Below are 23,604 nucleotides of genomic sequence, written 5' to 3'. Positions count from 1 at the left end.
ATGTCCGTGCTGCGCAGTGTGTGGAGCTCTCGCGCAAGTCTGCCAAGATGGGGGCGACGATGACGTCGATCCCAGGTCAGGGTCACTCACCGAACAACCCGCACATCACAAGGAGCGGACAGATGCCCATCGCAACCCCCGAGATCTACAACGAGATGCTCGACCGGGCGAAGGCCGGCAAGTTCGCCTACCCGGCCATCAACGTGACCTCGACCCAGACCCTGCACGCCGCGCTGCGCGGCTTCGCGGAGGCGGAGAGCGACGGCATCGTCCAGATCTCGACGGGCGGCGCCGAGTTCCTCGGTGGCCAGTACAAGAAGGACATGGTCACCGGTTCGGTGGCGCTGGCCGAGTTCGCGCACGTCGTCGCCGAGAAGTACCCCGTCAACATCGCGCTGCACACCGACCACTGCCCGAAGGACAAGCTGGACGGCTACGTGCGCCCGCTGCTGGCGATCTCCCAGGAGCGCGTGGCGGCCGGCCGCAACCCGCTGTTCCAGTCGCACATGTGGGACGGCTCCGCCGAGACCCTCGACCACAACCTCGCCATCGCCCAGGAGCTGCTGGCCGAGGCCGCCAAGGCGAAGATCATCCTCGAGGTGGAGATCACCCCCACCGGCGGCGAGGAGGACGGCGTCACCCACGAGATCAACGACAAGCTGTACACCACGGTCGAGGACGCCATCCGCACCGCCGAGGCGCTGGGCCTGGGCGAGAAGGGCCGGTACCTGCTCGCCGCATCCTTCGGCAACGTCCACGGCGTCTACAAGCCGGGCAACGTCGTGCTCCGTCCCGAGCTGCTGAAGGAGCTCGCGGAGGGCGTGGCCGCCAAGTTCGGCAAGCAGGACCCGTTCAACTTCGTCTTCCACGGCGGCTCCGGCTCCACCAAGGAGGAGATCGCCACCGCGCTGGAGAACGGCGTGGTCAAGATGAACATCGACACCGACACGCAGTACGCCTTCACCCGTCCGGTCGCGGACCACGTGCTCCGCAACTACGACGGTGTGCTGAAGATCGACGGCGAGGTCGGCGACAAGAAGACCTACGACCCGCGCAGCTGGGGCAAGCTGGCCGAGGCCGGCATGGCCGCCCGCGTCCTCGAGGCCTGCCAGGACCTGCGCTCCGCCGGCACCAAGCTCAAGTAACCGCCCCGCACGGCGGTACGCACCGGGCCCGGCCCTTCCACGCGGAGGGCCGGGCCCCGGCCATACTGGAACCCATGGCCATTCACGAGAACCTGCTCGGGGGACCGCCCCCGACGAACCTGCCCGACGACCCCGAGCCGCGCGAGCTGCTCGCCTCCGGAGCGGCCCCCTCCGAGGTCGCCGCCAAGTACCCGGTGTCCTCCCTGGCCTGGGCGCAGCTCGCGGACGACGCCTTCGAGGGCGGCCGGGTCGTCGAGTCGTACGCCTACGCCCGCACCGGTTACCACCGCGGCCTGGACGCGCTGCGCCGCAACGGCTGGAAGGGCCACGGCCCGGTGCCCTGGGAGCACGAGCCCAACCGCGGCTTCCTGCGGGCCCTGCACGCCCTGGCGCGCGCCGCCCAGGCGATCGGCGAGCAGGAGGAGTACGAGCGCTGCAGCACCTTCCTGCGGGACTCCTCCCAGACCGCCGCCGACACCCTCGGCTGAGCCACCGCCCCGCCGCTGACCACGGCATCCACCCCCGACCTGTCCGGCGCGCGCGCCGGGCAGGTCTTGCCGTAGCGTGCTCTGACCACGCATGATGCCCGTTGGGCCCGGCGCCGGTAGGGCGCGGGCCCGAGGGGACCGGGGTCCCGCCGCGACGGCGCGCGGGACAGACCGCTACCCGGTAGCTCGTATCCACGGAGACACCGATGTCCCACCGCCCCGACGTTTCCCAGGCGGCCCCCGAGGCCCCGAGCCTGGACTTCGAAGGGACCACCCCGTACGAGGACTACGTCCAGGCCGACGTCCTCACCCATCTGCAGCACCCCCGCTCCGACGACCCCGGCGAGATGGTCTTCCTGGTGACCACCCAGGTCATGGAGCTGTGGTTCACCGTCATCGTGCACGAGTGGGAGACCGCCTCCCGTGCGCTCGCGGCCGACGACCTGCCCACAGCGCTGGCCGCGCTCAAGCGCAGCACCTACGAACTGCAGTCGCTCAACGCCTCGTGGGAGCCGATCGCCCACCTCACCCCGGCGCAGTTCAACGCCTACCGCGCCGCCCTCGGCGAGGGCTCGGGCTTCCAGTCGGCGATGTACCGGCGCATGGAGTTCCTGCTCGGTGAGAAGTCCGCGTCGATGCTGGTCCCGCACCGCGGCGCGCCGCGGGTGCACGACGAGCTGCAGAAGGCGCTGCACGAACCCAGCCTCTACGACGAGGTGCTGCGGCTGCTGGCCCGCCGCGGCCACGACGTCCCGCAGCGCGACGACCTCTCGCAGCGCTACGAGGCCGACCCGGCGGTCGAGCGGGCCTGGCAGGCCGTCTACTCCGGTGACCAGGAGGACGAACTCGTCCGGCTGGGCGAGGCGCTGACCGAGGTGGCCGAGCTGGTGTGGCGCTGGCGCAACGACCACCTGGTGGCGACCCGCCGCGCGATGGGCGCCAAGACCGGCACCGGAGGCTCCGCCGGGGTCTCCTGGCTGGAGAAGCGCGCGACCAAGAACGTGTTCCCCGAGCTCTGGACGGCCCGCAGCCATGTCTGACGCGATGAAGCCCACCGAGTCCCCGGCGGCGCGGGCCGCCCGCCTCGACACCGCCGACGAGCTGGCCAAGCTCCGCGACCGCTTCGTGCTGGACGACGTGATCTACCTGGACGGCAACTCGCTGGGCGCGCTGCCCGCCGGGGTGCAGGACCGGATGGCGGACGTGGTCGCGCGCGAGTGGGGGCAGTTGCGCATCCGCTCCTGGACCGAGAGCGGCTGGTGGACGGCGCCGGAGCGGATCGGCGACCGCATCGGCGCGCTCATAGGCGCCGGACCCGGCCAGGTCGTGGCCGGGGACTCCACCAGCGTCAACGTCTTCAAGGCCGTCGTCGGCGCCGTCCGGATGGCCCGGCAGACCGATCCGGCCCGTGACGAGGTGCTGGTCGACGCCGCCACCTTCCCCACGGACGGGTACATCGCGGAGTCCGCCGCCCGTATGACCGGGTGCGCGATCCGCGCGGTCGACGCCGCGGAGGTCGCCGCCGCGGCGGGCCCGCGCACCGCCGTCGCGCTGGTCAACCACGTGGACTACCGCACCGGCCGGCTGCACGACCTGCCGGCCACCACCGCCGCCGTGCACGCGGCCGGCGCCCTGGTGGTCTGGGACCTCTGCCACACGGCCGGGGCCCTGCCGGTCGGCCTGGACGAGCACGGCGTGGACCTGGCCGTCGGCTGCACGTACAAGTACCTCAACGGCGGCCCCGGCGCGCCCGCGTACCTGTACGTCCGCCGTGACCTGCAGCCGCGCTTCGACTCCCCGCTCCCCGGCTGGAACTCCCACCGCGACCCGTTCGCGATGGAGGCCGCCTACCGGCCCGCCGACGGCAGCGTCCGCGGCCGGGTCGGTACCCCGGAGATCCTGTCGCTGCTGGCGCTGGACACGGCCCTCGACGTCTGGGACGGCGTGTCCCTGGACGCCGTTCGGGCCAAGAGCCTCGCCCTCACCGACTTCTTCCTGGAGTGCGTCGCGGCGTACGTGCCGGACGGCGCCGTACGGTCGGTCACCCCGGCCGCGCACGCCGAGCGGGGCAGCCAGGTCGCGCTGCGCTGCCCCGGGGCGGGCGCGGTGATGGGGGAGCTGATCGCCAGGGGCGTCGTCGGCGACTTCCGCGAGCCGGATATCCTCCGCTTCGGATTCACCCCGCTGTACACGCGCTTCGCGGACGCGGAGCGGGCGGCGCGGGTGCTGGCCCAGGTCCTGGAAGGGACGCGGTAACGCATGTCCGATCCCACCTCGTCGAGCGACACCATTGCGGCGGGCGCCGACGGCCGCGCCGACGCGGTGGGGCCCCGGTCCGCTCCGCGGGACCCCGCGGAGCGGGCCGCGGCCGAGGAGGCGTCCGCGTTCTCGCACGCCCCCGTCCCCCCGGACGCCACGGCCGCCTACGGCGACCACCCGGACCAGGTCGTGGACTTCTACCGTCCGCGGCCCGGGGCGGGCGGCACACGGCCGGGGCCGCTGGTCGTGCTGCTGCACGGCGGCGCCTGGCGGGCGCCGTACGACAGGACGCACGTCTCACCGCTCGCGGACCTGCTCGCCCGGCACGGTTTCGCGGTGGCCTCGGTGGAGTACCGCCGGGGCGACGGCGGTACGGTCGCGGGCCGCTGGCCGGACACCTTCGACGACGTGGCGGCCGCCACCGACGCCGTCGCGGCGCTGGCCGTGGCCGCCCTGGGCGAGGACACCGTCGACGTCCGGCGGATCGTGCTCACCGGTCACTCGGCCGGCGGCCACCTCGCGCTGTGGGCGGCCGCCCGGCACGTGCTGCCGGCCGGGTCGCGCTGGCACCGCCCCGGCGCGCCCACGCTGCGCGGGGTGGTGGCGCTCGCGCCCATCGCCGACTTCGAGGCCGCCGTGGAGCGCGACGTGTGCTCCGGGGCGGTCGCCGAACTGCTGGGCGGGCCCGAACTGCTCGCCGAGCGCCGCGCCGAGACCGACCCGGCCGCGCTGCTGCCCACCGGCATCCCCGTGACCGTCGTGCACGGCGACCGCGACGAGGTCGTACCGCCGCAGGTCGCGGAGGCCTTCGCGGCGGCATCGGCGAAGGCGGGGGAGGAGGTCCAGCTGACCCTGCTGGCGGGCGTGGGCCACTTCCCGGTGATCGACCCGGCGGCGGACGCGGCGGCCGTGGTCGCCGAGGAGATCGCCCAGCTCGCCTGGTGAGGCGTCCTCCTGCGGGAGGTCCTACTTGAGGATGACGCCCCCACATCGTCTTCGCAGGTGACGACGGCGACACGCGGATTGCCTACCGTGAGAGCGTGACCGAGACAAGCCAGACCTCGCTGCGGACCGAGCTCCGCATGGCCCGCGGCGCCCTCAGCGGGCTGCGGCACGACCTGATCACCGATGGCTTCGCCTTCCGGCCGATGGCACCGCTGCGCGACGGGCACCCGCTGTTCGCGGTGGTGCCGCGCAGGCTCCGGGGGTACGCGCGCTGGATGCCGCACGCGGCGCTGACCTGCTTCACGGTCTTCCTGATGTTCGTCTCGACGGAGAGCGTGGGCGGGCCGGGCGGCTTCGTGCTGGCGCTGCTGGCCGGTGTGCCCCTGCTCACCACGATGTTCCGGCCGATCGGCGCGTGGTGGCTGTCCGTCGGTGCCGCGGTGCTCACCGGGGTGTTCAGCTCCGGCTGGTCCTCCACGTATCCGTGGACGGACGCCGGCTTCGTCTCGCACCTGACGGTGCTGGGCGTGGTGGCGGCGCGCACCCGGGCGCGGGTGGCCGCCGAGATGTGGCTGCTGACCGCCGCTCTGGCGCTGGCCTTCCAGGGGCTGTCGAGCGGGTACGGCTCGGACCCGTTCATCATGATCTTCCTCTCCGCCGTCGTGCTGTCCGTCGTGTCGGCGGTGCGCGGGCTGCGCCAGTCCCGGCAGGAGGTCGCCGCCCAGGTCGCGGTGACCGAGGTCGAGCGGACCCGGCGCACGCTGCTGGAGGAGCGCACGACCATCGCCCGTGAGCTGCACGACGTCGTCGCCCACCACATGTCCGTGATCGCGATCCAGGCGGAGGCCGCGCCGTACCGGGTGGAGGACCCGCCCGAGGAACTGACCAAGAGCTTCTCGATCATCCGCGAGAACGCCGTCATCGCCCTGACCGAGCTGCGCCGCGTCCTCGGGGTCGTACGTGCCGAGGACTACCAGGCCCCCGACGCGCCGCAGCCGACCCTCGCCGACCTGGACCGGCTCGTGGCCAACGTGCGCGAGGCGGGGCTGGAGGTGGAGCGGACGGTGACCGGCGCGGTGCGCGAGCTGCCGCAGGGAGTGGAGCTGTCGGCGTACCGGATCATCCAGGAGGCGCTGAGCAACAGCCTGCGGCACGCGCCGGGCGCCGCCGCCCGGGTCGAGGTCAGTTACGTCCTCGGCGGGCTCGGGCTGCGCGTCGTCAACGGTCCGCCGCGCGGCCTGGTGAAACCGTCACCCGGAGCGGGACACGGCATAGCAGGCATGCGGGAGCGGGTGGCGATGCTGAGCGGCGAGATGACCGACGGGCCCACCGAGGACGGCGGCTACGAGGTCTCCGTGTTCATCCCGGTCCCCGGGGAGCGTGCATGACCGGGAACACCATCCGGGTGCTGATCGCGGACGACCAGATGATGGTCCGCGAGGGCTTCTCGGTGCTGCTGGGCGCCCAGCCCGACATCGAGGTCGTCGGCGAGGCCGTCGACGGACGGCAGGCGATCGAGCAGGTGGCGGCGTTGCGGCCGGACGTCGTGCTGATGGACATCCGCATGCCCGAGCTCAACGGCCTGGAGGCCACCCGCGAGATCGTCGCCGCGGACGCCGACGCGAAGGTGCTCGTGCTGACCACCTTCGACCTGGACGAGTACGTCTACCAGGCGCTGCGCGCGGGCGCCTCCGGCTTCCTGCTCAAGGACGCCTCGGCCCGTCAGCTCGCGGACGGGGTGCGGATCGTGGCGGCCGGCGACGCGCTGCTCGCCCCGGCGATCACCAAGCGGCTGATCACCGAGTTCAACCGGCTGGGCACCCCCCGGCCGCCCGCCCAGGACCGGGTCGGGGAGCTCACCGAGCGTGAGACCGAGGTGCTCGTGCTGGTCGCCCAGGGACTGTCGAACGCGGAGATCGCCGACCATCTGGTGGTCGCCGAGTCGACGGTCAAGACGCACGTGAGCCGGGTCCTGGTGAAGCTGGGGCTGCGCGACCGGACCCAGGCGGCGGTCTTCGCCTACGAGGCGCGGCTGGTCACCCCGGGCGGCTGAACGGGCGGAGGGTAGTCTCCGCACATGAGCAGCACTGCCACCGCCTTCGATCCCTGGTCGCCGCAGTTCGTCGCCGACCCCTACCCCGCGTACGCCCGGCTGCGCGCGGAGGGGCGCGCCCACTGGTTCGAGCCGAGCCGGCAGTGGCTCATCCCGCACTTCGCGGACGTCAGCGCGCTGCTGCGGGACCGGCGCCTCGGGCGGACGTACCTGCACCGCTTCACCCACGAGGAGTTCGGCCGCACCGCGCCGCCGCCGGAGCACGAGCCCTTCACCACGCTCAACGGCAACGGCCTGCTCGACCTGGAGGCCCCCGACCACACCCGCATCCGGCGGCTGGTCTCCAAGGCGTTCACCCCGCGTACGGTCGAGCGGCTCACGCCGACCGTGCAGCGGCTCGCCGGGGAACTGGTGGAGCGGCTGGTCGCGGAGGGCGGCGGCGACCTCATCGCCACGGTCGCGGAACCGCTGCCGGTGGCCGTCATCGCCGAGATGCTGGGGATACCGGCCGCGGACCGGCACCTGCTGCGGCCCTGGTCGGCCGACATCGTCGGGATGTTCGAGCTCAACCCCTCCGAGGAGGCCGCGCGCCGGGCGGTCCGCGCGAGCGAGGAGTTCTCCGCCTACCTGCGCGAGCTGATCGCCGAACGCCGCAAGGCGCCCGGCGAGGACCTGATCAGCGCGCTGATCGCTGCGCACGACGAGGGCGACCGGCTCACCGAGCAGGAGATGGTCTCCACCTGCGTGCTGCTGCTGAACGCGGGCCACGAGGCGACCGTCAACACCACCGGCAACGGCTGGTGGACGCTCTTCCGGCACCCCGAGCAGCTGGCGGAGCTGCGCGCGGCACCGGAGGAGCTGCTGCCGACGGCGATCGAGGAGCTGCTGCGCTTCGACACCCCGCTGCAGATGTTCGAGCGCTGGGTGCTGGACGACATCGAGGTGGGCGGCACGGTGATCCCGCGCGGCAGCGAGGTGGCGCTGCTCTTCGGCTCCGCCAACCGCGACCCGGAGCGCTTCCCCGACCCTGACCGGCTGGACCTCTCCCGCGCCGACAACCCGCACATCACCTTCGGCGCCGGCATCCACTACTGCCTCGGCGCGCCGCTGGCCCGCATCGAACTCGCCGCGTCCTTCACGGCGCTGCTGCGCCGCGCCCCGCGGCTGGAGCTCGCGGCGGAGCCCGCCTGGAACGAGGGCTACGTCATCCGCGGTCTGCGCGAACTGCGCGTCACCTGTTAGGTCCTGTCCTCCGGATCGCTGCGGGACCCGGCCCGGTGGCCGGGTCCCGCGGCTCACGCGGTGATGTCGCGGCGGCGCAGCGCCGCGAGGCCGAGGGCCGCGAGCGCGAGGGCCAGCACGGTGAGCACCGCCAGCGGGGTCACGGTGACGTCCGCCGACGGCACCTTCGGCAGGTGCGTGAAGACGGACAGGTCCATCACCCAGGGCGAGAGCTTGAGCGCCGGCCCGTAGAGCCCGATGGCGAGCGTCAGCGACGCCACCCCCCAGCTCGCCCGCGCCGCCTTCGGTGCCGCGCCGTACAGCAGCAGCGCCACCGCGGCCACGCACCAGACCGCGGGCAGCTGCACCAGGCCCGCCCCCGCCAGCCGCCACATCTGGCCGCCCGTGTCGCCGGCCGTCGCCCCGTAACCGATTCCCATGGTGAGGCCGGAGACGGCCATGAGGAGCACGGAACCGGCGAAGGCGAGCAGTGCGTGGCCCGCGGCCCAGCGCACCCGCCCCACGGGCGTGGCGAGGACGGGCTCGGCGCGGCCGGAGCTCTCCTCGCCCTGGAGCCGGAGCACGGCCTGGACGGCGTAGATCGCGGCGATCATCCCCATCACCCCGGTCATGGAGGCGAGGTAGGAGTCGACCAGCCCGGAGGCGCCGCCCATGTCGCGCATGACATCGGCCAGCTGCTCGTTGTCCCGGACGAGGTCGGCCGCTCCGTTGGCGAGGCCGCCGAGCGCGCCGCCGCCCACGGCGAAGCCCGCCGTCCACCCCCACAAGGAGCCGCGCTGCAGCCGCCAGGCCAGGGCCTGGGCGGAACGCAGACGGGGACCGGCGGTGGCCGGGCCGGGGCGGGACGGCAGCAGGGAGGCGTCGATGTCACGCCGGGCCACCAGGGCGTAGGCGACGGCGACGAGACCGGCGGCCCAGGCCGCGAACAGGGCCGCCACCCACCAGCGTTCGTCCGCGTAGGGGCGTATGTTCTCGGCCCAGCCCAGCGGCGAGAGCCAGGTCAGGGTGCCGCTGCCGGCGTCGCCGACGGCACGTATCAGGAAGGCGAGGCCCAGGACCGCGCCCGCGATGCCCCGCGCCGCACGCGCGCTTTCCGTCAGCTGCGCCGCGACGGCCGCGACCGCGGCGAAGGAGCATCCCGCGCCGGTGAAGGCGATCCCGAAGGCCACCGCGCCCCGCGCGCCCTGCCCGAGCAGGGCCGCGGTGACGAGCAGTCCGAGGAGCAGCGAGGCCCCGGTGCCGGTGACCAGGGCGGCAGCCAGCGGCGCCCGTCGTCCGACGGCACCCGCGCCGACCAGCTCCAGCCGGCCGGCCTCCTCTTCCTCCCGGGTGTGCCGGACGACCAGCAGCAGCGCCATCAGTCCGGCCAGCGCCGCACCGAAGGCCATCATGCGCCAGGCCGTCAGGCCCCCGATGCTCGTGTCGAACACCGGTCCGTACAGGGCGCGCAGCGAGCCGTTGCCCGCCGTGCTCGCCGCGACCCCGGCGCGTTCCGCCGGGGTGTCGTAGAGGCCGCCGAAGGCCGACGCGGTGGACGCGACCAGCAGGGCGATCGGCACGACCCACGCCGGGATCATGACGCGGTCCCTGCGCAGCGCGAGCCGCGTGAGCGTGCCCGTCCCGGTGAGCGCGTTCATCGTCGGGCCTCCGCGTCGGCCGCGACGGCGCCGGTGGTGCCGGCAGGGTCGGCAGGGTCGGCAGGGCTGTCTTCGTAGTGCCGCAGGAACAGCTCCTCCAGCGTGGGCGGCGTGCTGGTCAGGCTGCGCACGCCCGTCTCGCTCAACTGCCTCAGCACGGCGTCGAGCTTGTCGGTGTCGACCTGGAGCCGGACGTGGTTGCCGCGCACGTCGAGGTCGTGCACGCCCGGCAGTTGGCCGAGGCCGTTCGGCCGGCCGGCCAGCTCCGCGGTGACCGAGGTACGGGTGAGGTGCCGCAGCTCGGTCAGGCTCCCGGTCTCCACCGTGCGCCCGCCCCGGATGATGCTGACCCGGTCGCACAGGGCCTCGACCTCGCTGAGGATGTGACTGGACAGCAGCACCGTCCGGCCGCGGTCGCGTTCCTCGCGGACGCACTCGCGGAAGACCTCCTCCATCAGCGGGTCGAGGCCGGAGGTGGGCTCGTCGAGTATCAGCAGGTCCACGTCGGAGGCGAACGCAGCGACGAGCGCGACCTTCTGCCGGTTGCCCTTGGAGTACGCGCGGCCCTTCTTCGTCGGGTCCAGCTCGAAGCGCTCCAGCAGCTGCCGCCTGCGGACCTCGTCCAGCCCGCCGCGCAGCCGACCCAGCAGGTCGATGACCTCGCCCCCGCTGAGGTTGCGCCAGAGGGTGACGTCACCCGGGACGTACGCCAGGCGCCGGTGGAGGGTGACGGCGTCGCGCCACGGGTCGCCGCCGAGCAACTGGGCGGCACCCCGGTCCGCGCGCAGCAGGCCGAGCAGGATGCGGATGGTGGTGGACTTGCCGGCGCCGTTGGGCCCCAGGAAGCCGTGCACCTCCCCCTCCTCGACGGTCAGGTCGAGGCCGTCCAGTGCGCGCGTGCGGCCGAAGGACTTGTGCAGTCCGGCCACACTGATTGCCTTCGTCATGATTCTGAACGTACAGTAGATTCACAAATTTGTGAAGTTAAGGAAGTGTATAAACTTCGGGACGGGAGGTGATGGCGGTGGCCGAAGAGTCCTCGGAGCCGATGACGTTCGTCGAACGCTTCGCGGCGGAGCTGGTCGAGGCGGGCATGCAGCGCATGGCGGCGCGGGTGTTCGCCGCGCTCCTCGCCTCGGAGACCGGCGTGCTGAGCGCCGCCGAGCTGTCCGGCCGGCTGCAGGCCAGCCCGGCCGCCGTGTCCGGCGCGGTCCGCTACCTGGCGCAGGTCGGCATGCTCACCCGCGAGCGGGAGCCGGGTTCACGGCGGGAGCGCTACCGGGTGCACAGCGACCAGTGGTACGAGACCTTCACCCGCCGCGACCGTGTCCTCGCCCGCTGGGAGAACACCCTGCGGTCCGGCATCGACGCGCTCGGCCCGGACACCGCGGCCGGACAGCGGCTCGCGGAGACCGCGGCCTTCTTCGACTTCCTGCAGGAGGAGCTCGTGGACATGATGGACCGCTGGCGCGACCGCAAGGCGGAGCTGCGCGAACAGGGCGTCCTGTGACCCTCTAGTAGGCGGACCGCGGGACCGTCAGCCGCCAGGCCGCGGGCATCACCGTCCAGGTACGGCGCCGGACCGGGCCGGCCGGCGCGGTGTCGGCCGTGTAGCGGAAGTCCCGTCCGGAGACGGTGACGCTCCGGGCGTGCACCGGCCCCGCGGGCGCCCCGCCCTCCCTGCGGACCAGCACTTCGGCGAGGCCGGGCACCGCCGTGGAGACCGAGACCTCCTCGACGCAGTCGTCCAGGTCGGCCAGGACCACCCCGTCCGCCTCGATCCGCAGCCGCTGCCCGCCGCGCATCCCCAGCCCCAGGTGCGCGGTGTGGCCGTTCAGGCTCAGCGTGCGGGCCAGCGAGCGGGCCCGGCGCTCCACCGGCGTCCACCAGGCGGGTGTCGCCGAGCCGATGCGCAGCGCGCCCAGCACGATGCCGCCGCTGTCGTCGAGCAGCAGGTCGAGCTCGCGCTCCGCCCCGTCCAGCACCGCGCGCGCCGCGCTCACCGCCCCGCCCGGTACGCCGAGCGCCCGCGCCAGGCCGGTCCGCCGCCCCACCGGCACCAGACCGACGACCGCCTCGCCCAGTCCCCGGGCCGAGTGCAGCGCCCGTACCGTGCGCAGCAGCGCCGCGTCGTCACCCACGACCACCGGACGCCGCCGGCCCCGGTGCTCCAGCACCCGGACGGCCTCCTCCTCGGACTCCGGAAGGGCGATCTTCACGGAGGGGGCTCCCCCGCACAGCACGTCCTTCGCGATGCGTACGGATTCGCCGTCCATGACGCGGGCAGCGGGGTCGATGACCACGAGCAGGGGCTGCCCGGACGGTCGCTGAGCCGACACCTTGGTCCTTCCTCAGGTAACATCTCGGTGCAAGAGCCCCTTGCGCTGCCTTGCGCCAGGGGCTTCGTCTATTTCCGGGGCACCGGTCCGACGGCTCTCCCCGCCATGGGGAGCCACGTTGGACATGCCCCGCCCGGAAGGGGTGTACGCCTGTGCCCGCACTTGTGCTGCTCGGTGCTCAGTGGGGTGACGAGGGCAAGGGAAAGGCCACCGACCTGCTCGGTGGCTCCGTGGACTACGTGGTGCGCTACCAGGGCGGCAACAACGCCGGCCACACGGTCGTCGTCGGCGACCAGAAGTACGCGCTCCACCTCCTGCCTTCCGGGATCCTGTCACCGGGGTGCACCCCGGTCATCGGCAACGGAGTCGTCGTCGACCCGGCGGTCCTGCTCTCCGAGCTGAGCGGGCTGAACGAGCGCGGCGTCGATACGTCCAAGCTCCTCATCAGCGGTAACGCGCACCTGATCACGCCGTACCACCAGACGCTCGACAAGGTGACGGAACGCTTCCTCGGCAAGCGCAAGATCGGCACCACCGGCCGCGGCATCGGCCCCGCCTACGCCGACAAGATCAACCGCGTGGGCATCCGGGTCCAGGACCTCTTCGACGAGTCGATCCTCCGTCAGAAGGTCGAGGCGGCGCTCCACGACAAGAACCAGGTCCTGATCAAGATCTTCAACCGCCGTGCCATCAGCATCGACCAGGTCGTCGAGGAGTACCTGGGCTACGCGGAGCAGATCAGGGACTACGTCGCGGACACGACGCTGGTCCTCAACACCGCGCTCGACGAGGGCAAGGTCGTCCTCCTCGAGGGCGGTCAGGGCACCCTGCTGGACGTCGACCACGGCACGTACCCCTTCGTGACCTCGTCCAACCCGACGGCGGGCGGCGCCTGCACCGGTTCCGGCATCGGCCCCACCAAGATCAACCGGGTGATCGGCATCCTCAAGGCCTACACCACCCGCGTGGGCGCCGGCCCGTTCCCGACCGAGCTGTTCGACGCCGACGGCGAGGCGCTGCGCCGCATCGGCGGCGAGCGCGGCGTCACCACGGGCCGGGACCGCCGCTGCGGCTGGTTCGACGCGGTGATCGCCCGCTACGCGACCCGGGTCAACGGCCTCACGGACTTCTTCCTCACCAAGCTCGACGTCCTCACCGGCTGGGAGCAGATCCCGGTCTGCGTCGCCTACGAGATCGACGGCAGGCGCGTCGAGGAACTGCCGTACAGCCAGACGGACTTCCACCACGCCAAGCCGGTCTACGAGACCCTGCCCGGCTGGAGCGAGGACATCAGCAAGGCGAAGACCTTCGCCGACCTGCCGAAGAACGCCCAGGCGTACGTCAAGGCGCTGGAGGAGATGTCCGGCGCCCCGGTCTCGGCCATCGGCGTGGGCCCCGGCCGCACCGAGACCATCGAGATCAACTCGTTCCTCTGAGTGACGGCGGCGCGCGGGCCCTACAACCTGTCGGCGCGCGCGCCCACCGTCATACAGGGTGCCAATGTCGTGCGCCCGGGCCGTTTCCTTAGCCTGGGCGCATGACCCCTCCCTTCGCCGACCCCGGGACCGGCGCCGCCGTCAAGGCCGCCGACCGCGCCCACGTCTTCCACTCCTGGTCCGCGCAAGGCCTGATCGACCCGCTGCCGGTCGCCGGGGCCGAGGGCGCGTACTTCTGGGACTACGACGGCAACCGCTACCTCGACTTCACCAGCGGCCTGGTGTTCACCAACATCGGTTACCAGCACCCCACGGTCGTCGCCGCCATCCAGGAGCAGGCCGCGAAGCTCGTCACCTTCGCGCCCGCCTTCGCCGTGGAGCCGCGCTCCGAGGCCGCCCGGCTGATCGCCGAGCGCACGCCCGGCGACCTGAACAAGATCTTCTTCACCAACGGCGGCGCCGAGGCCGTCGAGAACGCGGTACGGCTCGCCCGGCTGCACACCGGCCGCCCCAAGGTGCTGTCCGCGTACCGCTCGTACCACGGCGCCACCTCGGCCGCGATCAACCTGACCGGCGACCCGCGCCGCTGGCCCTCCGACAACGGCTCGTCCGGCGTCGTCCACTTCTGGGCGCCGTTCCTCTACCGTTCGCCGTTCCACTCGGAGACCGAGGAGCAGGAGCGCGACCGCGCGCTGCAGCACCTCGAGGACACCATCGTCTTCGAGGGCCCGCAGACCGTCGCGGCGATCGTCCTGGAGACGGTGCCCGGCACGGCGGGCATCATGGTGCCGCCGCCTGGCTACCTCGCCGGGGTGCGCGAGATCTGCGACCGGTACGGGATCGTCTTCGTCCTCGACGAGGTCATGGCCGGCTTCGGCCGCACCGGAAGCTGGTTCGCCGCCGACCGGTTCGACGTCACCCCTGACCTGCTCACCTTCGCCAAGGGCGTCAACTCCGGCTACGTGCCGCTCGGCGGTGTCGCGATCAGCGAGGAGATCGCCGCGACCTTCGCCACCCGCCCCTACCCGGGCGGCCTCACCTACTCCGGCCACCCGCTGGCCTGCGCCGCCGCCGTCGCCACGATCCAGGTGATGGAGGACGAGGGCGTCGTCGCACACGCCGCCGCGCTCGGCGAGAACGTGCTCGGCCCGGCCCTGCGGGAGCTCGCCGGGCGCCACCCGTCGGTGGGCGAGGTGCGGGGCCTGGGCGCCTTCTGGGCGTTGGAGCTGGTGCGCGACCGGGAGACCCGGGAGCCGCTCGTCCCCTACAACGCGGCGGGCGAGGCCAACGCCCCCATGGCGGCCTTCGCGGCGGCCTGCAAGAAGAGCGGCCTGTGGCCGTTCGTCAACATGAACCGCACCCATGTGGTGCCCGCCTGCAACATCACCGAGGCCGAGGCCAAGGAGGGCCTGGCACTCCTCGACGCGGCGCTGTCCGTGGCCGACGAGCACACGCGCTGAGCGCTCCCGGGGGGCGTCCGCGGACCGCGGGTGGTCCACACCACAGGTGTGGACCACCCGCGGCCCGGCCTCGCATAAGGTGTGGCGGAGCCGTAAGTGCACCGCCACACCTGTAGGGAGGCACCGGCATGCCGGAAGGCCCAGCGGGCGGACCCGTCCGACGGAGCAGTCTGCGGCAGCAGATAGCCGACGCGCTCCGCGACGAGGTGCTCACCGGGCGCATGACGGCCGGGCGGCACTTCACGGTCAAGGAGATCGCGGATCTGTACGGCGTGTCCGCCACCCCGGTCCGCGAGGCCCTGGTGGACCTGGCGGCGCAGGGGCTGCTCGACGTCGAGCACCACCGCGGCTTCCAGGTGCGACGCTTCACGGACGCCGAGTTCCGCTCCATGGTCGAGGCGCGCACCCTCGTCGTCGAGGGGATCTTCCGCCGCATCGCCGCGCGCGGCATGCGCGAGGTCGACCCCATGGAGCTGGCCTCCGTACGGCGCCGGGCCGAGGCCGCGGCGCGTGCCTCCCGGGCCGGCGAGCTGGACGTCCTCATCGGCTACGACATCCGCTTCTGGCGCGAGCTGACGGCGCTGGCCGGGAACAACCACGTCGGGGAGTTCCTCGACCGGATCCGCACCCAGACCTGGGTGTACGCGGTGCCCTTCCTGCGCGGCCGGCCGGACCTGGCGGGCCTGTGCTGGTCCGACCACGTCGCCCTGGTCACCGCGATCGAGAAGCGGGACACGGAGGCGGCCCAGCGCGTCGTCGAGGAGTTCGACGACCATTCCCTCGCGCTGATGCGGCGACTGGCCGCGGGCCGGTAGGAACGACCGCCGCCCACTACGCTGGTCCGACCACGCACGGAAGGACTTGGAGCGCCTGTGGCCTGCGACTTGTGGCTGGTTCCCCTGGTGGACGTGCTCTGCCACAGCCCCGACAACCCGTTCGCCGAGGAGATCGCCCGCTATGACAAGGCGTTGAGCGACGCCGGTCTCCCGCCGGTGCCCGTCTACTCCTACATGCCGGGCCTGTCCGGCGACGTGGCCCCGGTCGCGGGCTTCGACTACGACGCGCTGCACTTCCTGCGCCGCGCGTACCTGCTCCACATCCAGGGCCTCGCGGTCACCCCGGTCGACGAACTCGGGGGTGACTACGAGCAGTTGCTGGAGATGTTCGAGACCACCGCCCAGCAGTCGCACCTCGTCTGGCACTACGACCACGCGGGCGGCTACGTCCCCCTCGACTTCCCCCATCCGCTGGTCAACGACGAACTCCTGGACGCCGGCGGCCCCCTGGGTTCCGCCCACGGGCTGCTGCGCGAGCTCGAGTTCGTCGCCCCGGTGATCGGCATCGACCCGCACAACCCGCCGCCCGCCCCGGCGCCGCCGGCCGGTCCCACCGAGCTGGAGGAGCCGGCGGCCCCGCCGGCGCACCACGACGGCAGCCCCTTCGCGCGGGAGCGCCACGTGTGGCTGGGGCTGCACGCGGCGGCGACGCGTGCGCTGGGACAGGGCTCGATGATCGTCTTCAGTTAGCACCGGGCGGCGGGCGCCCCCCGGCGGCGGTCAGCTCGCGCGGGGGCCCTCCGGGGGGCGCTGGCGCGGCATGCTCGGCCGGCCGCCGGGCAGCAGCGGGAACCTGCCGCCGGTGCCGGTCGCGGCGCCCTCGGTGCCCCGGCTGCTCCCCGCCCAGGTCAGGGACTGGGTCCGCAGCGGGGCGGCGCCGGCCCGGAAGTCCACCATCCAGTCGGCGGTCTCGCAGCGCACGAGCTCCGAGACGTCCTCGCTGAAGCGGCGCAGCACGGTCAGGCACCGCTCGGCGGCCTCGGCCGCGGTGCCCTCCGTCGGGCCCAGGACCTCGCGGACCGACTCCGAGGCCCAGTCGAAGCGCAGCGCCTCCAGCCGGCGCTGCACGGCCTGGGCGGTGGCCATGTCCCGCATCCAGCCGGCCGTGAGGCCGAGGTAGCGGTCCAGGCCCACGCACACGACGGCCAGCACCAAGGCGGCGTACGCCCAGCGGATGTGCCCGCCCGCCCCCGTGACGGCGAGGACGGCGCCGGTCGTCGCGCACAGGGCCGCGCCGACCCGCAGCGACCGGGCCCAGCGGCGCTTGCGCAGACGGTCGGCGAGGTACCACTCGACGGTCCGCAGGGCGTCCGCCTCCACCCAGCGGTAGAGCTCCTCCAGCCGCCCGGCCGGTTCCCCCCAGTCGCCGAGCGGGAAGGGCGGCGTCCGCAGGTCCTCCTGCCGGTGCAGCGCGCGCCGCTTCGGCTTCTCCCGGGGGACCTCCTCGGGATACATGTCCGGCTGGCTCACCTGCACGCTCCCTCGCGACTTCCGATGACGAGGCACCTTCTTACCGCCGAACGGCTGACCGTGCGAGGGTCATCGGGCCATTTCCGCCCTTACGGGTTCCTTGATCAGGTATGGGGCCCGGCTCCGGGCCACCCGAAAGAGTGAGCCGGGGGTCGTGACGACCGGCCCACGGGGAGGGTGCCGCCAGCCGATACCCTGGGCACGTGAACGTGCTTGTGATCGGCGGCGGAGCCCGCGAACACGCCCTGTGCCGTGCCCTCTCCCTCGACCTCGACGTGGAGTCGCTGCACTGCGCGCCCGGGAACGCCGGCATCGCCGAGGTGGCGGAGCTGCACGCGGTCGACGCCCTCGACGGCGCGGCGGTGGCCGACCTCGCGGAGCGGCTCGGCGCCGACCTCGTCGTGGTGGGCCCGGAGGCCCCCCTCGTGGCGGGCGTGGCCGACGCCGTGCGCGCCCGCGGCATCGACTGCTTCGGCCCGTCCGGGCAGGCCGCGGCCCTGGAGGGCTCGAAGGCGTTCGCCAAGGACGTGATGGCCTCGGCCGGCGTGCCCACCGCACGCTCCTACGTGTGCACCACCCCCGCCGAGGTGGACCACGCGCTGGACGCCTTCGGCGCCCCGTACGTCGTGAAGGACGACGGCCTGGCCGCGGGCAAGGGCGTCGTGGTGACCGACGACCTGGAGGCCGCCCGGGCGCACGCCAACTCCTGCGAGCGGGTGGTCATCGAGGAGTACCTGGACGGCCCCGAGGTCTCCCTGTTCGCCGTCACCGACGGCGAGACGGTGGTCCCGCTGCAGCCCGCGCAGGACTTCAAGCGCGCCCACGACGCCGACGAGGGCCCCAACACCGGTGGCATGGGCGCGTACAGCCCGCTGCCGTGGGCCGATCCCCGGCTGGTCGAGGAGGTGGAGCGCACGGTGCTCCAGCCGACCGTCGACGAGCTGCGCCGCCGCGGCACCCCGTTCGCCGGGCTGCTGTACGCGGGGCTGGCGATCACCTCGCGCGGTGTGCGGGTGATCGAGTTCAACGCGCGCTTCGGCGACCCGGAGACCCAGGTCGTGCTGGCCCGGCTGAGGACCCCGCTGGCGGGCCTGCTGCGCGCCGCGGCGACCGGCCGGCTGGCCGCCTTCCCGCCGCTGCGGTGGAGCGACGGCGCCGCGGTGACCGTGGTCATCGCCTCCGAGAACTACCCCGGCACCCCGCGCACCGGCGACCCGATCACGGGCCTGGACGAGGTGGCGGAGCAGGACGAGCACGCCTACGTGCTGCACGCGGGCACCAAGGCGGACGCCGAGGGCCGTGTGGTGAGCGCGGGCGGCCGCGTACTGTCCGTCACCGCCACCGGTGGCGATCTGGCCAAGGCCAGGGAGCGCGCCTACCGGGCGGTGGGACGGATCGGGCTGAAGGGCTCGCACCACCGTTCGGATATCGCAGAGAAGGCCGCCCAAGCCTGAATCGGCGGGCAAGGCCACTCCAAGGGGTGATGCCTTCGCCATCCTGCTGACGTGAGCCCCGAGCCCAACTACTGTGCCCGGCAAGCGCACTGTGGAACCCCGCGCGCACTGCACTATCGGCCCTACCGGCATTGCGGTGTCGGTGGGCGGTGCGACAGTGGGGGCATGCAGTCGCGTCAGCAGCTTGGGGGTGAGCACACCGTTGGCCGGGGAAGCAGGTGAGGGACACGCGCGGTCACGCGCGCTCGCCGTCCTGCGCATCCGCAGCGCCGCGCTCACGGTCGCGCTGCTGCCCGCCGCGCTGGCGGTCGTGCTGCTGGTCGGCGGCGCGACGGGCCGCATCGTCGGCGACGCGTCCGAGGTGCTGCGCTGGGCGGTGGTCGCGGGCGCGCTGCTCGTGCTGCTGCTCGCGGCCGGTGTCGCGGCGGTGATCGTACGGGCCAGGCCGGCCGAGAGCCCGACCGTGGCCGTCTCCGAGGCGTCGGCCCCCGACCTGTACCGCATGGTGCGTGACCTGGCCGTCCGCCTGCAGGTGCCCGCCCCCTCGGCGATAGAACTGACTCCGGACTGCGACAGCTGGCTGGAGGACCGCACCCATCGGCAGCGGCGCCGCGCGGTGTCCGAGGCGCCCACGCTGGTGATCGGCTCGCCGTTCATGTGGTGGATGCGCGTCGCCGAGCTGCGCGCCCTGCTCGCCCCGGTCGTGGCGGGCACGGGCCCGGCCGCGGATCCGGACATCGCGGCCGCCCGCCGCTTCGTGCGCGGCTTGGACGCCGCCGTCGGCGTGGCCACCGCCCCGCAGGAGCCCTCGGTCGTCGGGTTCCTGCGCCGTCCCGCGTACGGGTTCCTGGGCTGGGTCGCCAAGCTGCTGCTACGCGGCTGCCGGGCGCACGCGGCGGAGATGGAGCGCGCGGTGGCCGCCTCCGCCTCCGAGCGGGCCCAGGCGGTCGACTACGGGCTGCGCATCGTCGCCCAGGAGCAGGTGGGTCTGGCCTACGCGGGCTGGGACCGGCTGCTGACCCGGGTGGCGCTGCCGGCCTGGCGCATGGGCCGCTGGCCCTCCCGGCTCGACGCGGGCGTGGTGGCGGCCCTGACCGAGCTGTCCCGGCGGGACCGGCTGGCCGAGGGCTTCGAGTCCCGGCTGGGCGAGCGCCCGGCGTGCGACCTGCTGGAGGAGCCCGGCACGATGGACGAGGCGGCCTCGCTGCTCGCCGCCCGGCTGTTCCACGGCGGTCCGCAGCGACCCGGCCCCGAATGGTCCCCGGTCGGCTGGGACACCTACCCGCAGGAGGTCGTGGACCGCATCTGGCGCAGCGACGCCTCCCGCCTGGTGACCGTCCTGGACGAGGTGCACGAGCCCGCGGGGGTCGCCGGGAGCCGGCGCATATCCGTGGCCTCCGGCGGTTCGCGGAGCACGGTGGACGACTGCGCCGAGCCGGGGCGCGCGACCCTGGCCCGGGTGCTGGAGCGGCTCTCCGCGGGCGGCAGCGAGGAGCTGGCGGCCCGCATCACCCGGCACGTCGCCCGTGAGGAGGCCGTGCGCGAGGCGGCCGCGCGGGAGGAGTCCGCCGACCAGGTCCCGTCCGGCGGCGTCCTCACGCCCGTCTACCAGCTGCTCCCGCCGCGGACCGGCCGCGAGCTGCTCACCGACCATGTGACCGCGATGATCTGCTGTGCCGCGGTGGACACCGCCGGTGCCACCCCGGGCCTGGACTGGCTGGACGGGCCGGCCCTGCTGGTCGGCGGGGTGCGCCGGGGGGACCTGGCCTGGCCCGTGCTCCGGCTCGTGGAGAACGGCGACGCCGCCCCGCTGCGTTCCTGGCTCAGTGCCGTGGGCGTACGCCCCGAGAAGCCGATACGGCTCATCTGACGGAAAAATGGCGGGGTTTGTCCGCCCTGGCGTGAATTCCTGGCGATAATGCACCACGAACAGTAACCAAGGCAGCGCATTGTGTGATGTGCTGGATGTGCGCACACGCACACCACCTCGGGGGACGACGAGGAGGGGACCATCGTGGTGAAGGAGCAGGTCCGCCGCTGGCAGTCCGGGGCACTGGCGCACGGGGTCACCGACCCCTTCGGGCAGGGCCCGGTGCCGTGGCTGCGTGGCGCGGTGCAGTATCTGGACGACACCGGCCAGGTCGTGCCGTGGTACGTCGACCTGGCCGCCAGCCGCGGGGAGCCCGGGGGTCTGCCGGGCGACGCCGTGGGGCGCACGCCCCGCGTGCCAGGCCCGCGCGCCGCGGACGACGTGCGGTGCCAGATCAAGGGCTTCGCGCCGGGCGCCTCCGTGGCCCCCGGCGACGCCATCGACTTCCGCATCACCGTCGACCCGCCGCAGAGCTACGGCATCGACGTCTACCGGATCGGGCACTACGGCGGCGACGGCGCCGCCCAGTTCACCTCCAGCCCCCGGCTGTCGGGGATCGTGCAGCCGACGCCGCTCGCCGCCGGGCGCACCGTCTCCTGTCACCACTGGTGGCAGTCCTGGCGGCTGCAGGTGCCCTCGTACTGGAAGTCCGGCGCCTACGTCGCCGTCCTCACCACGCAGGACGGCTACCGCAGCCACATCCCGTTCACCGTGCGCGACGACCGGCCGGCCGATCTGCTCCTGCTGCTGCCCGACGTCACCTGGCAGGCGTACAACCTCTACCCCGAGGACGGCCGCACGGGTGCCAGCCTCTACCACGCCTGGGACGAGAAGGGCCGCCTGCTGGGCGAGGAGGAGGCCGCGGTCACCGTCTCCTTCGACCGCCCGTACGCGGGCGCCGGGCTCCCGCTGCACGTCGGCCACGCCTACGACTTCATCCGCTGGGCCGAGCGCTACGGCTACGACCTGGCCTACGCCGACGCGCGCGACCTGCATGCGGGGCGGATCGATCCTTCGCGCTACCGGGGCATGGTCTTCCCCGGTCACGACGAGTACTGGACGGTCCCCATGCGGCGCGCCGTCGAGGCGGCCCGGGACGGCGGCACCTCGCTGGTCTTCCTGTCGGCCAACACCATGTACTGGCAGACCGAGCTGGGCCCCTCCCCGTCGGGCGACCCCGACCGGCTGCTCAGCTGCCGCAAGCGCCGCGGCCACCCGCCGGGCCGCAGCGCCCTGTGGCGTGACATGGGTGAGCCCGAACAACTGCTGATCGGCGTGCAGTACTCCGGCCGGGTGCCCGAACCGTCCCCGCTGGTGGTGCGGAACGCCGGCCACTGGCTGTGGGAGGCCACCGGCGCCGAGGAGGGCGACGAGATCCCCGGCCTGGTCGCGGGCGAGGCGGACCGTTACTTCCCGCGCACGCCGCTGCCCGACTACATGGAGCGGATCCTGCTCGCCCACTCCCCGTACGAGGACTCGGCGGGCCGCAGAGCGCACCAGGAGACCTCGCTGTACCGGGCGCCCGGCGGGGCCCTGGTCTTCGCCTCCGGCACCTTCGCCTGGTCCCCGGCGCTGGACCGTCCGGGCCACGTCGACCCCCGTGTCCAGCGCGCCACCGCCAACCTCCTGGACCACATCTGCAAGCACGGCTGACCCCCGCGTCGCGCCCGCCGGGCGCACGTACGGGAGAATCGGGAACCGAACCGCCGATCGGGGAGGACCCATGTCCGGATTCGTCCACAAGCCCGAGCCCGCGCAAGTGCCGGGCCTGGTGCACCTGCACACCGGCAAGGTGCGCGAGCTGTACCAGAACGAGGCAGGGGAGCTGGTGATGGTGGCCAGCGACCGGATGTCCGCGTACGACTGGGTGCTGCCCACCGAGATCCCGGACAAGGGCCGCGTCCTGACCCGGTTGTCGCTGTGGTGGTTCGACCAGATCGCCGACCTGGTGCCGCACCACGTGCTGTCCACCGAGCTCCCCGAGGGCGCCCCCGCCGACTGGGAGGGGCGGACGACGGTCTGCAAGCCGCTGGACATGATCCCCGTCGAGTGCGTGGCGCGCGGCTACCTGGCCGGCTCCGGCCTGCTCGAGTACGACACCGACCGCACGGTGTGCGGGGTGACCCTCCCCGAGGGCCTGGTGGACGGCTCCGAGCTGCCCGCGCCGATCTTCACCCCGGCCACCAAGGCCGAGGTCGGCGAGCACGACGAGAACGTCAGCTACGAGGAGGTCGCCCGCCGGGTCGGTGCCGACACCGCGGCGCAGCTGCGCCAGAGCACCCTCGCGGTCTACGGCCGGGCCCGGGACATCGCCCGCGAGCGCGGCATCCTCCTGGCGGACACCAAGTTCGAGTTCGGCTTCGACGGCGAGGTGCTGACCATCGCCGACGAGGTGCTGACCCCGGACTCGTCGCGCTTCTGGCCCGCCGAGCTGTGGGAGCCGGGCCACGCCCAGCCCTCGTACGACAAGCAGTTCGTCCGCGACTGGCTGACCTCCGCCGCGTCCGGCTGGGACCGCCGCAGCGAGCAGCCCCCGCCGCCCCTGCCGGAGCACGTGGTGGAGCAGACCCGCGCCAAGTACATCGAGGCGTACGAGCGGCTCACCGGCCTCGGCTGGTAGTCCGCCACGGCCCGCACGCCCGCCGGTCCTCCGTCCGGCGGGCAGTGCGGCAGCCGCGGCGACGGCGGACGGCCCAGCCGTCCCAGGAACACCGAAGGCCCCGGTCGTCACGACCGGGGCCTTCTCTTGAGCGGACGACGAGGCTCGAACTCGCGACCTCAACCTTGGCAAGGTTGCGCTCTACCAACTGAGCTACGTCCGCCTGCTCCGCGCGTTCCCGTGCGGTGCGTCATCCACTATAGCCAACGCCGGGGGCCTTGGGCACACACCCTGGCGCGGCGGGTTCCCCGCGTCGTGTCCCGCGGCGCACGCGACGGGGGCGCGGCAGCGACGAGGGCCTGGTCACGGAC

Annotated in this window: 21 protein-coding genes and 1 tRNA gene; 17 read left to right on the top strand and 5 right to left on the bottom strand. The window is 73.3% G+C overall.

Going from position 1 to position 23,604, the window contains the following annotated elements; translation table 11 throughout:
* Positions 1 to 122 precede the first annotated feature (122 nt).
* From fbaA to ABZ312_RS30060, 8 genes are all read left to right on the top strand, one after another.
* Entirely contained in the window at positions 123 to 1,145 is a 1,023-nt protein-coding gene (gene fbaA, locus ABZ312_RS30095; RefSeq protein ID WP_499512647.1) for a class II fructose-bisphosphate aldolase, read from the top strand.
* A gap of 74 nt (positions 1,146 to 1,219) precedes the next feature.
* Positions 1,220 to 1,633 carry a DUF3151 domain-containing protein gene (locus tag ABZ312_RS30090; RefSeq protein WP_499512646.1) on the top strand — a complete coding sequence of 138 codons (414 nt, stop codon included), beginning with the start codon at positions 1,220 to 1,222 and terminating at the stop codon, positions 1,631 to 1,633.
* Positions 1,634 to 1,839: 206 nt separating this feature from the next.
* Entirely contained in the window at positions 1,840 to 2,673 is an 834-nt protein-coding gene (locus tag ABZ312_RS30085; RefSeq protein WP_500439153.1) for a tryptophan 2,3-dioxygenase family protein, read from the top strand.
* Positions 2,666 to 3,889 (top strand): kynureninase, encoded by a 1,224-nt coding sequence (gene kynU, locus ABZ312_RS30080; protein ID WP_500322584.1) that lies wholly within the window; start codon positions 2,666 to 2,668, stop codon positions 3,887 to 3,889. The genes ABZ312_RS30085 and kynU overlap by 8 nt, the downstream gene beginning before the upstream one ends.
* 3 nt (positions 3,890 to 3,892) lie before the next feature.
* A complete protein-coding gene (locus ABZ312_RS30075) occupies positions 3,893 to 4,837 on the top strand; it encodes an alpha/beta hydrolase family protein (RefSeq protein WP_500322585.1) in 945 nt (314 codons plus the stop codon).
* 95 nt (positions 4,838 to 4,932) lie between these two features.
* Positions 4,933 to 6,225, top strand: a complete 1,293-nt coding sequence (locus ABZ312_RS30070) for a sensor histidine kinase (protein WP_500322586.1) — start codon at positions 4,933 to 4,935, stop codon at positions 6,223 to 6,225.
* Positions 6,222 to 6,890, top strand: a complete 669-nt coding sequence (locus ABZ312_RS30065; RefSeq protein WP_500322588.1) for a response regulator — start codon at positions 6,222 to 6,224, stop codon at positions 6,888 to 6,890. The genes ABZ312_RS30070 and ABZ312_RS30065 overlap by 4 nt, the downstream gene beginning before the upstream one ends.
* Positions 6,891 to 6,914: 24 nt before the next feature.
* Complete coding sequence (locus tag ABZ312_RS30060) at positions 6,915 to 8,132, top strand: cytochrome P450 (RefSeq protein WP_499512640.1); 1,218 nt, start codon at positions 6,915 to 6,917, stop codon at positions 8,130 to 8,132.
* Between the two features lie 53 nt (positions 8,133 to 8,185).
* On the opposite strand, the gene ABZ312_RS30055 is transcribed toward ABZ312_RS30060, so the two are convergent.
* Positions 8,186 to 9,769, bottom strand: coding sequence for an ABC transporter permease (locus tag ABZ312_RS30055; protein WP_500439152.1), 1,584 nt, complete (start codon positions 9,767 to 9,769; stop codon positions 8,186 to 8,188).
* On the bottom strand, positions 9,766 to 10,716 hold the full coding sequence (locus ABZ312_RS30050; RefSeq protein ID WP_500439151.1) for an ABC transporter ATP-binding protein: 951 nt from the start codon (positions 10,714 to 10,716) through the stop codon (positions 9,766 to 9,768). Before ABZ312_RS30050 ends, ABZ312_RS30055 begins: the two co-directional genes overlap by 4 nt.
* A gap of 71 nt (positions 10,717 to 10,787) precedes the next feature.
* Here ABZ312_RS30050 and ABZ312_RS30045 point away from each other — a divergent pair, with 71 nt between their 5' ends.
* Positions 10,788 to 11,279: a GbsR/MarR family transcriptional regulator gene (locus tag ABZ312_RS30045; RefSeq protein ID WP_500322594.1), complete on the top strand. Its 492-nt coding sequence runs from the start codon at positions 10,788 to 10,790 to the stop codon at positions 11,277 to 11,279.
* Between the two features lie 4 nt (positions 11,280 to 11,283).
* Here ABZ312_RS30045 and ABZ312_RS30040 read toward each other — a convergent pair whose 3' ends face one another.
* Positions 11,284 to 12,072, bottom strand: coding sequence for a diacylglycerol kinase catalytic domain-containing protein (locus ABZ312_RS30040; protein ID WP_499516881.1), 789 nt, complete (start codon positions 12,070 to 12,072; stop codon positions 11,284 to 11,286).
* A 188-nt stretch (positions 12,073 to 12,260) separates the two neighbouring features.
* On the opposite strand from ABZ312_RS30040, the gene ABZ312_RS30035 reads away from it, so the two are divergent.
* The 4 genes from ABZ312_RS30035 (at position 12,261) to ABZ312_RS30020 (ending at position 16,530) form a co-directional block, all read left to right on the top strand.
* Complete coding sequence (locus ABZ312_RS30035; RefSeq protein ID WP_500357606.1) at positions 12,261 to 13,544, top strand: adenylosuccinate synthase; 1,284 nt, start codon at positions 12,261 to 12,263, stop codon at positions 13,542 to 13,544.
* A 101-nt stretch (positions 13,545 to 13,645) separates the two neighbouring features.
* Positions 13,646 to 15,004, top strand: coding sequence for an aspartate aminotransferase family protein (locus ABZ312_RS30030; protein WP_500357608.1), 1,359 nt, complete (start codon positions 13,646 to 13,648; stop codon positions 15,002 to 15,004).
* Positions 15,005 to 15,132: 128 nt separating this feature from the next.
* Positions 15,133 to 15,819: a GntR family transcriptional regulator gene (locus ABZ312_RS30025; protein ID WP_500357609.1), complete on the top strand. Its 687-nt coding sequence runs from the start codon at positions 15,133 to 15,135 to the stop codon at positions 15,817 to 15,819.
* A gap of 57 nt (positions 15,820 to 15,876) precedes the next feature.
* Positions 15,877 to 16,530: a putative DNA-mimic protein gene (locus ABZ312_RS30020; protein ID WP_499512633.1), complete on the top strand. Its 654-nt coding sequence runs from the start codon at positions 15,877 to 15,879 to the stop codon at positions 16,528 to 16,530.
* Positions 16,531 to 16,560: 30 nt separating this feature from the next.
* On the opposite strand, the gene ABZ312_RS30015 is transcribed toward ABZ312_RS30020, so the two are convergent.
* Positions 16,561 to 17,310: an SLATT domain-containing protein gene (locus ABZ312_RS30015; RefSeq protein ID WP_500322599.1), complete on the bottom strand. Its 750-nt coding sequence runs from the start codon at positions 17,308 to 17,310 to the stop codon at positions 16,561 to 16,563.
* 203 nt (positions 17,311 to 17,513) lie between these two features.
* Between ABZ312_RS30015 and purD the strand changes: the two genes are divergently transcribed.
* The 4 genes from purD (at position 17,514) to ABZ312_RS29995 (ending at position 23,254) form a co-directional block, all read left to right on the top strand.
* On the top strand, positions 17,514 to 18,764 hold the full coding sequence (gene purD, locus ABZ312_RS30010) for a phosphoribosylamine--glycine ligase (protein ID WP_500322600.1): 1,251 nt from the start codon (positions 17,514 to 17,516) through the stop codon (positions 18,762 to 18,764).
* 190 nt (positions 18,765 to 18,954) lie between these two features.
* Entirely contained in the window at positions 18,955 to 20,634 is a 1,680-nt protein-coding gene (locus ABZ312_RS30005; protein ID WP_500322601.1) for a hypothetical protein, read from the top strand.
* A gap of 144 nt (positions 20,635 to 20,778) precedes the next feature.
* A complete protein-coding gene (locus ABZ312_RS30000; RefSeq protein WP_500322602.1) occupies positions 20,779 to 22,287 on the top strand; it encodes a N,N-dimethylformamidase beta subunit family domain-containing protein in 1,509 nt (502 codons plus the stop codon).
* 70 nt (positions 22,288 to 22,357) lie between these two features.
* Complete coding sequence (locus ABZ312_RS29995; RefSeq protein ID WP_500322603.1) at positions 22,358 to 23,254, top strand: phosphoribosylaminoimidazolesuccinocarboxamide synthase; 897 nt, start codon at positions 22,358 to 22,360, stop codon at positions 23,252 to 23,254.
* Positions 23,255 to 23,383: 129 nt separating this feature from the next.
* Here the strand turns inward: ABZ312_RS29995 and ABZ312_RS29990 are convergent.
* A tRNA-Gly gene (locus ABZ312_RS29990) sits at positions 23,384 to 23,456 on the bottom strand.
* Between the last annotated feature and the right edge of the window lie 148 nt (positions 23,457 to 23,604).

This window comes from Streptomyces sp. NPDC006207 (assembly GCF_040613835.1).
Lineage (GTDB): Bacteria > Actinomycetota > Actinomycetes > Streptomycetales > Streptomycetaceae > Actinacidiphila.
Note: the sequence above shows the minus strand (reverse complement) of the source record. Positions and strands in the feature narration are given on the sequence as shown.